Here is a 12224-nt window from a genome sequence, read left to right as displayed (position 1 = left end):
GGGTGCGCGGCTGGACGGTGGAGGCGTTCGGGGAGCCGCGGTCCGTGCTGTCGCTGCGGCCGGACCTGCCGATGCCTTCCGGACGGCGGGTGGTGCGGGTCGAGGCGTCCTCGGTCAACTTCGCCGACATCCTCTACTGCCGCGGCACCTACCAGGAGCGGCCGCCGCTGCCGTTCACGCCGGGCCTCGAGGTGGCGGGCGTCGACGTCGAGACCGGCGAGCGGGTGTTCGGTCCGGCCGCGATGCCGCACGGCGGATACGCCGAGTACGCGGCCCTGTCGTGGGCCTACCCGTGGCCAGAGGGCATGTCGGCGGGGCAGGCCTCGGGGTTCTGGGTGGCCTACCAGACGGGGTGGTGCGCGCTGCACCACCGGACGACGCTGTCGGCCGGCGAGACCCTGCTCGTGCACGCCGCGGCCGGCGGCGTGGGCGCGGCGGCGGTGCAGCTCGGCAAGGCCGCGGGCGCCCGGGTGATCGCGACGGTGGGGTCGGCGGAGAAAGCCGGGATCGCGCGGGGGCTGGGCGCCGACGAGGTGCTGGTGCTCGACGCCGACGCGGCCGCGCTGATCCCGGCGGTGAAGGAGCTGACCGACGGACGCGGGGTCGACGTCGTCTACGACCCGGTCGGCGGCGACACCTTCGACGCCTCCCGCCGCGTGGTGGCGTGGGAGGGGCGCATCCTCGTCATCGGCTTCGCCGGCGGGCGGATCGCGGACGCACCGACCAACCACGCGCTGGTGAAGAACTACGACGTGGTGGGCGTGCACTGGGCGGCGTACCAGAAGCGCTCGCCCGAGCTGATCGACGCGTGGCAGCGCGAGCTCGAGGCGCTGTGGGCCCGACGGGCGATCGACCCGCTCGTGGGCGCCGAGTACACGCTGGAGCAACTGCCGGAGGCACTGGACGCGATCGCCGCCCGGACGACGACGGGGCGGGTCGTCGTCGTGCCGTAGCCCCGGTTCCGAGCGAAGGGCCCCTTCGGTCGGGTAGGCGGGCCGTGGGCGCCCTTCGCCGGTGGCCGCTCCGCGTCGAGGTGCCCACGAGGCAGGCCAGGCGCGCTCGGAACGTGCCTCAGGTACCTCTCGAGAACGCCGACCCGGTCACCTGTCCGCGAGTGGCACACCACGCAGGTCCGGCGGCCGGGGAACCTGCCTCGGTGACCACTCGCGGCGAGCCACACCCGTCGTCGGGAATGTGGATTTCCTGGCGTCCAGTGCAAGCAGTGACGCATTGCTTGCACCAAAACGGTGCTCAGACCGTCACGGCCTCGCGCATACGCGAGAGCTTCCGGCGGAGCCACACCTTCCGCGTGCCGTCGGCGTAGAGCAGCGTGCGCGCCAGTTCCCACCCGCCGAACTGGGCCCGGAGACCGAGCTCGGCGGTGGCGTTCAGCCGCGACACGTCGCGCGGCAGGCGGATCGGCTGGTACTCCCAGTCGCCGTCGACGATCCCGGCCTCGAGGGTCATGCCGGCGGGGACGGACCGCTGCGGGTCACTCACGTGCAACCTCCTGGTCGACCGCCGACCACCGTACGTCACGTCCAGGGCGCGGGGGCGTCCTCGATCGACTCGCCGCCGCCGACCGGCACGAGCGGCGAGGAGGAGACGTCGTCGAGCGCGCCGCGGATCGCCGGGGGCAGGGTCAGCTCCTCGGCGGCGAGCGAGCCGAGCAGCTGCGCGCCGTCCCGGGCGCCGACGACCGGTGCGACGACGCCGGGCCGGTCCCGCACCCAGGCGAGCGCGACGGCCAGGGGCGAGGTGCCGAGCCCGTGCGCCGCGGTGACCACCGCCTGCACGATCCGCGCGGCCCGGTCGGTGCGACGTTCTCCCACGTAGGAGCCGAGGTGCGGGGAGGCGCCACGCGAGTCGGCCGGCGTGCCGTCGCGGTACTTGCCGGTCAGCACGCCCCGGCCGAGCGGACCCCACGGGAGCAGACCCAGCCCGTGGTACTCCGCCGCGGGGAGCACCTCGGTCTCCACCGAGCGCTCCAGCAGCGAGTACTCCGACTGCACGCTGACGAGCGGCAGCCCCGCCGAGCGGGCCGCCGCCGCGACCTGCCAGCCCGCGTAGTTGGCGACCCCGGCGTAGCGCACCCGGCCCGAGGACACCGCGAGGTCGACCGCCGAGAGCGTCTCGTCGAGCGGCACCTCGGGGTCCCAGGCGTGCAGCTGCCAGAGGTCGACGTAGTCGGTGCCCATCCGGGCGAGCGAGGCGTCGAGGGAGGCGAGCAGCGAGGAGCGGGAGGCCCCGCCGCCGAACGGGCCGTCCTCGCGGCGGGCGCCGGCCTTGGTGGCGACCACCACCTCCGTGCGCGGGATCACGTCCGCGAACAGCCCGCCCAGGATCGCCTCGGCCTCGCCGTCGGCGTAGACGTCGGCGGTGTCGACGAGCGTGCCGCCGGCGTCGAGGAACGCCAGGAGCGCGGCACCGGCCTCGTCCGCGTCGGTGTCCCGGCCCCAGGTCATCGTGCCGAGGGCGAGGCGCGAGACCCGCAGCCCGCTGCCGCCGAGTCGTCGCTGTTCCACGGGTGCGCAGGATAGGGGTCGCGGGCGGGCCCCCCACCGGGGACACACGGACGACCCCGTCCGATAGCGTCCCGGACCCGTGCAGATGAGCTGGCTGGAATCCGTCGTCCTCGGACTCGTCCAGGGGTTGACCGAGTTCCTGCCCGTCTCGTCCTCGGCGCACCTGCGCTTCACGTCGGCGTTCTTCTTCGGTCACGACGCCGGGGCCGCGTTCACCGCGGTCTCCCAGCTCGGCACCGAGCTGGCCGTGCTCATCTACTTCTGGCCGGACATCAAGCGGCTGGTCCTGGCGTGGCTGCGGGGCCTGCGCGACAAGCGCGAGCGCGGCTACGACTACAAGCTCGCCTGGTACGTCGGGCTGGGGTCGCTGCCGATCGGCATCGCGGGCCTGCTCTTCCAGGACCTCATCGACGGCCCGGCCCGCAACCTCGCGCTCAACGCCTCGGTGCTGATCGGGTTCGGCCTCGTCCTCGCCGCGGCCGAGAAGTACGGCCGCCAGCGCCGCGGCGCCGACCAGCTGACCCTGCGCGACGGCGTCCTCATGGGTCTGGGGCAGATGCTGGCGCTCATCCCCGGCGTCTCCCGCTCGGGTGCGACGACGAGCGCGGGCCTGTTCCTCGGGCTGGAGCGCGCCGTCGCCGTCCGCTTCTCGTTCCTGCTCGCCCTGCCCGCCGTGTTCGCCTCGGGCATCTACAAGCTCAAGGACATCGGCGAGCCCGCCCTGCCGGGCCAGGTGACGTCGAGCTGGGGCCAGATCGCGCTCGCCACGCTCATCGCCTTCGGCGTCGGCTACGCCTCGATCGCCTGGCTGCTGCGCTACGTCGAGAACCACACCATCTACGTGTTCGTCTGGTATCGCGTGCTGCTCGGCCTGGTCGTGCTGCTGGCGGTGCTCGGCGGCGTCGTGCCCGCGACCTGACCGGGCGCGAGGCAGGAGACGACGCGCAGCGGAGCTCGACCATCGACCAGGGATAGGGTGGGCGAACGTGACCACGGTGATCCTCCTGCGACACGGACGCTCGACGGCGAACGTCTCGGGGGTCCTGGCCGGCCGCTCGCCCGGCGTCGGGCTCGACGACACGGGCCGCGCCCAGGCCGAGAAGCTCGTCGACCGGCTCGCGCAGCTCCCCATCGCCGCCGCCGTCCGCTCCCCGCTGCAGCGCTGCGAGGAGACGCTCGCTCCGCTGCTCGCCGCCCGCGGGCTCTCGGCGGTCGTCGAGGACGACCTCGCCGAGGTCGACTACGGCGACTGGACCGGCAAGACGCTCGGCGAGCTGGGCAAGGAGGACCTCTGGAAGGTCGTCCAGGCGCACCCCTCGGCGGCGGTCTTCCCGGGCGGGGAGGGGCTCGCGGCGGTGCAGCACCGGTCGGTCGCGGCGATCCGGCGCCACGCGGCGCGGATCGCCGAGGAGCACGGGCCGAAGGCCGTCTGGGTCGCCTGCAGCCATGGCGACGTGATCAAGTCGGTGGTCGCCGACGCCCTCGGGCTGCACCTCGACTCGTTCCAGCGCATCACGGTCGACCCGAGCTCGCTCAGTGTGATCAGCTACACACCGACCCGGCCGTTCGTGGTCCGCGTCAACGACACCGGCGGCGACCTCGCCTCCCTCGTGCCGAAGCCGGATACGGAACCCGGCGACGAGGGGGCCGAGGGCACCTCCGAGGGGTCCGCCGACGCGGTGGTCGGTGGCTCGACCGGCGTAAACTGAGCCCGCGCATGCCGACCACGTCCGCCGGGAATCCACTCCCGGCCCGATCAGCACGACCAATCGAGGGGCCATGCCCAGGGTGATCCACGTCTTCCGCCAGCCCGACCGGTTCGTCGCCGGCACGGTCGGCGAGCCGGGCGACCGCTCGTTCTACCTGCAGGCCACCGAGTCGGCCCGCCGTGTCTCGGTGCTGCTGGAGAAGCAGCAGGTGTCGGTGCTCTCGGAGCGGATCGGCACTTTGCTCGAGGAGGTCTCGCGCCGGTTCGGCGCCGAGGTCCCGCCGACCACGCCGGAGAACGAGGTCGACACCTCGCCGCTCGACGTCCCGGTGGAGGAGGAGTTCCGCGTCGGCACGATGGGGCTGGGCTGGGACGCCGAGTCCCGCAGCGTCGTCGTCGAACTGCTCGCGGTCACCGAGGAGGAGGTCGACGAGTCGGTGGTGCTCGACGACACCGACGAGGGCCCCGACGCGCTGCGCGTCTTCCTCAGCCCGGAGCGGGCCCGCGCGTTCGCGACGCGCGCCGAGCGGGTCGTCTCCGCCGGGCGCCGGCTCTGCCCGCTGTGCACCCAGCCGCTCGACGCCGCCGGCCACGTGTGCCCGCGCCAGAACGGTTTCCGACGCGTCGCGGCCGAGTCCTGAGCTTGACCGACACCCAGAGCACACCGGACCCGGTCGACGTCGACCGCATGGAGGACCTGCTGCGGCGGGGGACCCTCGACGTCGAGGGGCGGTTGACCGACGCGTCGAACACCACGCTGTTCTGCGCGGTCACGCTCGACGGCGTCGAGGAGCACTGCGTCTACAAGCCGGTGCGCGGCGAGCGCCCGCTGTGGGACTTCCCCGACGGCACCCTCGCCGGGCGCGAGGTCGCCACGTACCTGGTCAGCAAGGCGGCCGGCTTCCACGTGGTGCCGCCGACGGTGCTGCGCGACGGCCCGTTCGGCCCCGGCATGGTCCAGCGGTGGATCGAGACCGACGACGAGCGCGAGCTGGTCGACGTCGTCGAGCCGAAGCACGTGCAGCCGGGGTGGCGCACCGTGCTGCGCGCCCGCGGCGCCGACGGCGAGCCCGCGCTGCTCGTGCACGCCGACGACCCGGGGCTGCGCCGGATGGCCGCGCTCGACGTCGTCGTCAACAACGCCGACCGCAAGGGCGGCCACGTGCTCGCCGGCGCCGACGGCCGCACCTACGGCGTCGACCACGGCATCTGCCTGCACCAGGAGACCAAGCTGCGCACCGTGCTGTGGGGCTGGGTCGGCGAGCCGCTCGACGACGACGTCACCGACGGCCTGAAGCGGCTGCGCGCGGCCCTCTCGCCCGGCAACGCCGCGGACCTCGGCGAGGAGCTCAACGACCACATCACCCTGCGCGAGGTGAAGGCGCTGCGCTCGCGCACCGACCGCCTCCTGCACGACGACGAGCTCCCGTCGCCCTCGGGCGGCTGGCCGCCGATCCCGTGGCCGGCGTTCTGACGTGGCGGCGTCCTGACGTGGCTGCGTCCTGACGTGGCTGCACCGGACTTCCGCCACCGCCTGACCTCCGAGCCGCTCGGACCGGCGGGGGCCCTGCGGTTGTGGTGGTCCTACCCCGACGACGCCGACGCGCGCCGCGACGCCGCGCGCGTGCCGGTGATGCCCGAGGCCCCGCTGCCCGACCCGTCGTCGGGCATGCTCGGGGTGACCTGGCTGGGACACGCCTCCGCGCTGCTGTGGGTGGACGGCGTGACCGTGCTCGTCGACCCGGTGCTCTCGCCCGGCATCCCGGGGGCGGCGAAGCGGCTGACCCCGCCCGGGCGGACCGTCGAGACGCTGCCGCGCATCGACGCCGTGCTGATCAGCCACGACCACTACGACCACCTCGACGTGCGCACCCTCGGCGCCCTGCCCCGCAGCACCCGCATCCTCGCCGGCCTGAACTCCGCCGCCTTCTTCCGCGCCCGCGGGTTCACCGACGTCACCGAGCTGGACTGGTGGTCCTCGGTCGGGTTCCCCGGGCTCTCGGGCGAGGTGCGGGTCGAGTTCGTCCCGGCCCGGCACTGGTCGCGGCGGACGGTCACCGACTACTGCCACCGCCTCTGGGGCGGCTGGGTGGTCACCGCCCCCGACGGTCGGGCGGTCCACCACGCCGGGGACACCGCCGCCGGCCCGCACGTCGCGCGCATCGCCGCCCGGCACCGCCGCATCGAGATCGCCGCGCTGCCGGTCGGGGCGTACGCCCCGCGGGAGCTGCTGCGCACGGTGCACATGGACCCCGCCGAGGCGGTGCGCGCCGCGGAGACCCTGGGCGTCCGTCGGGTCGTCCCGATCCACTGGGGCACCTTCGTGCTCTCCGGCGAGCCCGTCCTCGAGCCGATCGAGGCGACCCGCCGTGCGTGGGCCCGCGCCGGCCGTCGTCGGGACGACCTCTGGGACCTCCCGATCGGCGGGTCCCGCACGCTGTGAGGCTGCTCGTCTGGGGCACGGCGATCCTCGCGTACGTCTGCTCGGTCGTGGGCCGCTCCGCGCTGGCCGCGACGGGGCCGGTCGCCGCCGAACGCTTCGACGTCTCCGCCGGGGTGCTCTCCCTGCTCGCCGTGCTCTCGCTCGCGGTGTACGCCGCCCTGCAGATCCCGGCCGGGATGCTCGTCGACCGGTTCGGGCCGCGCCGGCTCGTCGCGGGCGGGGCGGTGCTCGTCGCGGTGGGGCAGGTGCTGCTCGCGGTGGCGCCGTCGTTCCCGGTCGCCGTGATCGGGCGGGTCCTCGCGGGCGCCGGTGACGCGGTGATGTTTGTCAGCGTCCTGCGCCTCGTCCCGACCTGGTTCGCCCCGCGCCGCGTGCCGGTCGTCAACCAGCTCTCCGGCATCCTCGGCCAGTTCGGTCAGGCGGTCTCGGCGATCCCGCTCGCGGGGCTCGTCGTCAGCTCCGGGTGGACGGCCGCCTACCTGGTCGCAGGCGGCGCGACCGGCCTCGTCGCGGTCGCCGCCGCGCTGATCGTCCGACCCGGTCCGCTCGGCGTCGCGGGCCCGGCCGACGAGGGTCGGATGCGGGAGGTGGCCGCCACCCCCGGCGCCCGCCTCGGCTTCTGGTGCCACTTCGCCTCGCCGTTCTCCGCGAACGTCTTCGGCCTGCTCTGGGGCTTCCCCTTCCTGACGGCGGGTGAGGGCGTCCCGGTCGGTCCCGCGCGGGTCCTGACCAGCGGGGTCGTGCTCGTGACGATCCTGTTCGGCCCGCTGTTCGGGCTGCTCTCCGGCCGGTTCCCGCACCACCGGGTGGCGCTGATCGCCGGGTCCGTGCTGGCCCAGGCCCTGGCGTGGTCGGTGGTGCTCGCCTGGCCCGGTCCGGCGCCGGTCGCCCTGCTGGTCGTGCTCGTGGTCGTCGTGGCGAGCGGTGGATCGGCCTCGCTCGTCGCCTTCGACGTCGCCCGCTCCGCCGTCCCGCCGGGCTCGATCGGCCGGGCGTCGGGGATGACGAACGTGGGCGGCTTCGTGTCGTCGCTGCTCGTCGTCGCGCTGGTGGGTGTGCTGCTCGACCTGCAGGGCGCCGGCTCGCCCGCCGCGTGGAGCCCCGACGTCTTCCGGGTCGCCATGGCCGTGCACGTCCCGGTGCTGCTGCTCGGGCTGGTCGGCATGGTGCTCTCGCGACGCCGGACCCTGCGCGACGACTCCTCGCGCGTGCCGGTGGGGGCGTCGGCTCGGGCCACCTGATATCAGCGGTGGCACACGGCTGACGTCCAGCGTCAGCAGCGCGCCACGCTCGTCGGGCGGCGTCACGCCCATGATCACGTCGAGTGGACCGTGGTGGCCGATGTCGATCTCCAGGACGGCCACGAGCGTCCACCCGACGTGATCATGGACCGGGCTCAGGCGTGCGAGCGGGCCCGACGGACCCCGACGAGCCCGCCAGGTCGTCGACCGGGACCCGCATCAGTGGTGGGACATCGTGCGACGGATCCACACCGCGATCCCGGCGAACAGCGCCAGGACGGCGGCACCGCCGAGGGTCATCCCGAGCCCGTCGCCACCGGTCCCGGACACCAGCACCAGGGCGAGCAGCGCCACCCCCGCCACCATCAGCGTCGTCTTCACCCGCGAGCCCCCCGACCCGGTCGAACCCGACGAACCGGTTGATCCGTCGGAGGAGCGGGAGTCAACTCGTGTGGGTGTCGAGAGTCGGGAAGATCCGCCCTCGGCGCGCCGGACCCGATCGGGCGAAGCCGGCCGGAGCGGGCGCCTGACAGCCACAAGATCACATCGAGGGGACCGTCGTGGCTGATGTCGATCTCCACGACCGCCACCACCGTCCCCCCGACGTGATCATGGTCCGCCGGTCCCCGCTCGCTCGATGTGTGAGCGACGCCCGGCAAGCCCGAGAAGCGGACCGGCCCCGCGCCGGCCTGCGGGCGCGAGGCGCGCGGACCCGTCGTCGGGAAGGCCGACGAGGGTGGGACCCGCTGAGCCAGGCAGAGGAACGGATGCCGTCGTAGCGTGGCGGAGGTGAGCACCCCGCGCCCGAACCAGGCCACCGCTCCCGGTACCACCCCGACGGCCCCCGAGGGCCTCCCCACGACCCTGGGTGAGCTCCGCGCGAGCGACCACCCCGCGAAGACCCCGCGCAGCGTCCGTGACGAGCTGCGCGACAACCTGCTGACCACGTTGCGGGCCGGCGGGAACCCCTGGCCCGGCATCGTCGGGTTCGAGCGCACCGTGCTGCCGCAGTTCGAGCGCGCGATCCTCGCCGGGCACGACGTCGTGCTGCTCGGCGAGCGCGGGCAGGGCAAGACCCGCCTGCTGCGCAGCCTCGTCGCGCTGCTCGACGAGTGGACCCCCGTCATCGCCGGCTCCGAGATCGGCGAGCACCCGGAGCAGCCCATCATCCCGGCCAGCATCCGGCGCGCGACGCTCGAGGGGGACGCGCTGGCCATCGGCTGGCGCCACCGCTCCGAGCGCTACGCCGAGAAGCTCGCCACCCCCGACACCTCCGTGGCCGACCTCATCGGCGACGTCGACCCGGTCAAGGTCGCGGAGGGGCGCAGCCTCGGCGACCCGGAGACGATCCACTACGGCCTCGTGCCGCGCGCGCACCGCGGGATCGTCACCGTCAACGAGCTGCCCGACCTCGCCGAGCGCATCCAGGTCGCGCTGCTCAACGTCATGGAGGAGCGCGACATCCAGGTCCGCGGCTACACGCTGCGCCTGCCGCTCGACATCCTCCTCGTCGCGAGCGCGAACCCGGAGGACTACACCAACCGTGGGCGGATCATCACCCCGCTGAAGGACCGCTTCGGCGCCGAGGTGCGCACGCACTACCCGCTGGAGGTGGCCGGCGAGGTCGCGCTCATCCAGCAGGAGGCCGAGGTCGTCGCCGAGGTGCCCGACCACCTGCTCGAGGTCATCGCCCGCTTCACCCGCAACCTGCGCGGGGCCAGCGCCATCGACCAGCGCTCCGGCGTGTCGGCCCGGTTCTCCGTGGCCGCCGCCGAGACGGTGGCCGCGGCCGCGCTGCGTCGCGCCGCGGTGACCGGGGAGGACGCCCCGGTCGCCCGTCCCGTCGACCTCGAGGCGGTGCCGCCGGTGCTGCGCGGCAAGCTCGAGTTCGAGTCCGGCGAGGAGGGCCGCGAGGAGGAGCTCCTGACGCACCTGCTGCGCCGCGCCATCGCCGAGACCGCCCGCAAGCGGCTCTCCGGCGTCGACCTCGGCCCGTTGGCCGACGCCGTCGCCGAGGGACGCCGGGTGGTGACGGGGGAGCGGGTCCCGGCCCGCGAGGTCGTCGCGGCCCTGCCGTCGATCCCCGTCGTCCGCACCGTCGCCGACCGGCTCGGCGCGGGCGACACCGAGGCACCCGGGCCGCTCGCGTCCGCCGTCGAGCTGGCCCTCGAGCACCTCTACCTCACGCGCAAGCTCGCGAAGGACAGCGACTCCGACGAGGACACGGTCACTTATGGCGGCTGAGCTTCCCGACGACGGCGGGTCCGGCCCCCGGCCGCGACCCGGCCGCTACTCCTACGGCCGCTTCTACGACGGCCCCGACCCCCTCGCGCCGCCGTTCGACATCCGCGAGGCGATGGACCAGCTGGGGCGCGACGTCATGGAGGGCACGAGCCCGCGCCAGGCGATGCGCGAGCTCATGCGGCGCGGCCTGCGCGACCAGCAGGGTCTCGACGACCTGCAGCGCCGGCTCCACGAGCAGCGCCGCCGCCTGCAGCGCGAGAACCGGATCGACGGCACGTTGCAGGAGATCCGCGAGCTGCTCGACCGGGCGCTGGAGGCCGAGCGGAACTCGCTGCAGGCCGAGGACTCCGACGACGCCCGGTTCCGGGAGATGTCGCTCGACGCGCTCCCGGACTCCACCGCGGGCGCGGTCAACGAGCTGCAGAACTACGACTGGCGCAACGCCGAGGCGCGCCAGGCCTACCAGCAGATCCAGGACCTCATGGGCCGCGAGGCCCTCGACCAGCGCTTCCAGGGCATGAAGGAGGCGATGCAGAACGCGACCCCCGAGGACGTCGAGGGGGTGCGCGAGATGCTCTCCGACCTCAACGACCTGCTGGAGTCGCACGGTCGGGGCGAGGACACCGCCGAGCAGTTCTCCGAGTTCATGGGCAAGCACGGGCAGTACTTCCCGGAGAACCCGAGGAACGTCGAGGAACTGATCGACATCCTGGCGCAGCGCTCGGCGGCCGCCCAGCGGATGATGAACTCCCTGTCGGCCGAGCAACGGGCCGAGCTCGAGGGGCTCATGCAGTCCGCCTTCGGCGACCCGCGGCTCGCCGAGCAGCTCTCCCGGCTGGACTCGCAGCTGCAGGCGATGCGGCCGGGCGAGGACTGGGACGGCCAGGGCCGGTTCCGGGGCGACAACCCGATGGGCATGGGCGAGGCGACGCGGGCGATGGAGCAGCTCGCACAGCTCGACTCGCTGTCCGAGCAGCTCTCGCAGAGCTACCCGGGCGCGCGCATGGAGGACATCGACCTCGAGGCCCTCGAGGCGTCGCTCGGCCGGCAGGCCCGGGTCGACGCCCAGCGTCTCGCCGAACTCGAACGCGAGCTGGAGCGCCAGGGCGTCTTCGAGCGGGGTCCCGACGGGTCCCTGACCCTGTCGCCGAAGGCGCTGCGGCAGCTCGGGCAGTCCGCGCTGCGCGACGTCGTCGGGTCGCTCTCGACCCGCCGGGGGGAGCGGGAGACGCAGCGCTCCGGGGCGGCGGGGGAGGCGAGCGGGGCGACCCGCCCGTGGGCCTTCGGCGACACCGAGCGCTGGGACACCTCGCGCACGCTGCTCAACGCGGAGCTGCGCAAGGCGGGTGGCGACGACCGGGCGCTGGACGTGACCGACGTGGAGATCGTCGAGACCGAGCAGCGCACGCGGGCGGCGGTCGCGCTGTGCGTGGACACGTCGTGGTCGATGGTGGCCGACGGCCGGTGGGTGCCGATGAAGCGCACCGCCCTCGCGCTGCACCACCTGGTCTCGACGCGCTTCCGCGGGGACGCCCTCCAGATCATCACCTTCGGTCGGCACGCCCAGGCCGTCGACCTCGCACAGCTCACGGGGCTGGAGGGGGTGTGGGAGCAGGGCACCAACCTGCACCACGCGCTGCTGCTCGCGGGTCGGCACCTGCGGCGGCACTCCGACGCCGCCCCCGTGGTGCTGGTGGTCACCGACGGTGAGCCGACCGCGCACCTCGAGCCGGACGGGCACGCCGTCTTCGACTACCCGCCGACCCCGGAGACGTTGCGGGCGACGCTGAACGAGGTGGACGCGATCGCCCGGCTCAAGGCGGCGCTCACGGTCTTCATGCTCGGGGAGGACCCGCGCCTGGAGGCGTTCGTCGACCTGGTGGCCCGCCGCAGCGGCGGCCGGGTGGTGGCGCCGGATCTCGACGGGCTCGGGGCCGCGGTCGTCAGTGACTACCTCCATAGTCGCCGCCGCTGACGGGCGGAGACAAAGGATCATCCGGTGGCTCAACGTCACGGATGTGCCTGAGGTAACCGTTTGACGTGATCCTTGTACCCGAACGGGT

Annotated in this window: 12 protein-coding genes; 9 read left to right on the top strand and 3 right to left on the bottom strand. The window is 74.0% G+C overall.

Features of this window, described 5'->3' with window-relative positions:
• Positions 1-2: 2 nt before the first annotated feature.
• Entirely contained in the window at positions 3-953 is a 951-nt protein-coding gene (locus LN037_RS10200) for an NADPH:quinone oxidoreductase family protein (protein WP_230751825.1), read from the top strand.
• 298 nt (positions 954-1251) lie between these two features.
• Here LN037_RS10200 and LN037_RS10195 read toward each other — a convergent pair whose 3' ends face one another.
• Positions 1252-1467, bottom strand: a complete 216-nt coding sequence (locus tag LN037_RS10195; RefSeq protein ID WP_230752098.1) for a DUF5703 family protein — start codon at positions 1465-1467, stop codon at positions 1252-1254.
• A 68-nt stretch (positions 1468-1535) separates the two neighbouring features.
• Positions 1536-2525, bottom strand: a complete 990-nt coding sequence (locus tag LN037_RS10190) for an aldo/keto reductase (RefSeq protein ID WP_230751824.1) — start codon at positions 2523-2525, stop codon at positions 1536-1538.
• A gap of 85 nt (positions 2526-2610) precedes the next feature.
• Here LN037_RS10190 and LN037_RS10185 point away from each other — a divergent pair, with 85 nt between their 5' ends.
• The 6 genes from LN037_RS10185 (at position 2611) to LN037_RS10160 (ending at position 7917) form a co-directional block, all read left to right on the top strand.
• Positions 2611-3444 (top strand): undecaprenyl-diphosphate phosphatase, encoded by an 834-nt coding sequence (locus tag LN037_RS10185; protein WP_230751823.1) that lies wholly within the window; start codon positions 2611-2613, stop codon positions 3442-3444.
• 67 nt (positions 3445-3511) lie between these two features.
• A complete protein-coding gene (locus tag LN037_RS10180) occupies positions 3512-4234 on the top strand; it encodes a histidine phosphatase family protein (protein ID WP_230751822.1) in 723 nt (240 codons plus the stop codon).
• Positions 4235-4304: 70 nt separating this feature from the next.
• Positions 4305-4874, top strand: coding sequence for a DUF3090 domain-containing protein (locus LN037_RS10175; RefSeq protein ID WP_230751821.1), 570 nt, complete (start codon positions 4305-4307; stop codon positions 4872-4874).
• A gap of 2 nt (positions 4875-4876) precedes the next feature.
• Positions 4877-5707 (top strand): SCO1664 family protein, encoded by an 831-nt coding sequence (locus tag LN037_RS10170; RefSeq protein WP_372460417.1) that lies wholly within the window; start codon positions 4877-4879, stop codon positions 5705-5707.
• 33 nt (positions 5708-5740) lie between these two features.
• Positions 5741-6676: an MBL fold metallo-hydrolase gene (locus LN037_RS10165; RefSeq protein WP_230751820.1), complete on the top strand. Its 936-nt coding sequence runs from the start codon at positions 5741-5743 to the stop codon at positions 6674-6676.
• Positions 6673-7917 (top strand): MFS transporter, encoded by a 1245-nt coding sequence (locus tag LN037_RS10160; RefSeq protein WP_230751819.1) that lies wholly within the window; start codon positions 6673-6675, stop codon positions 7915-7917. The genes LN037_RS10165 and LN037_RS10160 overlap by 4 nt, the downstream gene beginning before the upstream one ends.
• 219 nt (positions 7918-8136) lie before the next feature.
• Here LN037_RS10160 and LN037_RS10155 read toward each other — a convergent pair whose 3' ends face one another.
• Entirely contained in the window at positions 8137-8298 is a 162-nt protein-coding gene (locus LN037_RS10155; protein WP_230751818.1) for a hypothetical protein, read from the bottom strand.
• A gap of 408 nt (positions 8299-8706) precedes the next feature.
• Between LN037_RS10155 and LN037_RS10150 the strand changes: the two genes are divergently transcribed.
• Both LN037_RS10150 and LN037_RS10145 read left to right on the top strand, forming a co-directional pair.
• Positions 8707-10161, top strand: a complete 1455-nt coding sequence (locus LN037_RS10150) for an ATP-binding protein (RefSeq protein ID WP_230751817.1) — start codon at positions 8707-8709, stop codon at positions 10159-10161.
• Positions 10151-12136, top strand: a complete 1986-nt coding sequence (locus tag LN037_RS10145; RefSeq protein ID WP_230751816.1) for a vWA domain-containing protein — start codon at positions 10151-10153, stop codon at positions 12134-12136. The genes LN037_RS10150 and LN037_RS10145 overlap by 11 nt, the downstream gene beginning before the upstream one ends.
• Positions 12137-12224 lie beyond the last annotated feature (88 nt).

The sequence above is a fragment of the Actinomycetospora soli genome (genome assembly GCF_021026295.1).
Classification (GTDB): Bacteria; Actinomycetota; Actinomycetes; order Mycobacteriales; family Pseudonocardiaceae; genus Actinomycetospora; species Actinomycetospora soli.
Note: the sequence above shows the minus strand (reverse complement) of the source record. Positions and strands in the feature narration are given on the sequence as shown.

Excerpts from the sequence above, each read along its gene's own strand:
- LN037_RS10175 (WP_230751821.1), top strand. The coding sequence starts at position 4,305 with ATGCCCAGGGTGATCCACGTCTTCCGCCAGCCCGACCGGTTCGTCGCC.
- LN037_RS10195 (WP_230752098.1), bottom strand. The coding sequence starts at position 1,467 with ATGACCCTCGAGGCCGGGATCGTCGACGGCGACTGGGAGTACCAGCCG.
- LN037_RS10145 (WP_230751816.1), top strand. The coding sequence starts at position 10,151 with ATGGCGGCTGAGCTTCCCGACGACGGCGGGTCCGGCCCCCGGCCGCGA.
- LN037_RS10185 (WP_230751823.1), top strand. The coding sequence starts at position 2,611 with ATGAGCTGGCTGGAATCCGTCGTCCTCGGACTCGTCCAGGGGTTGACC.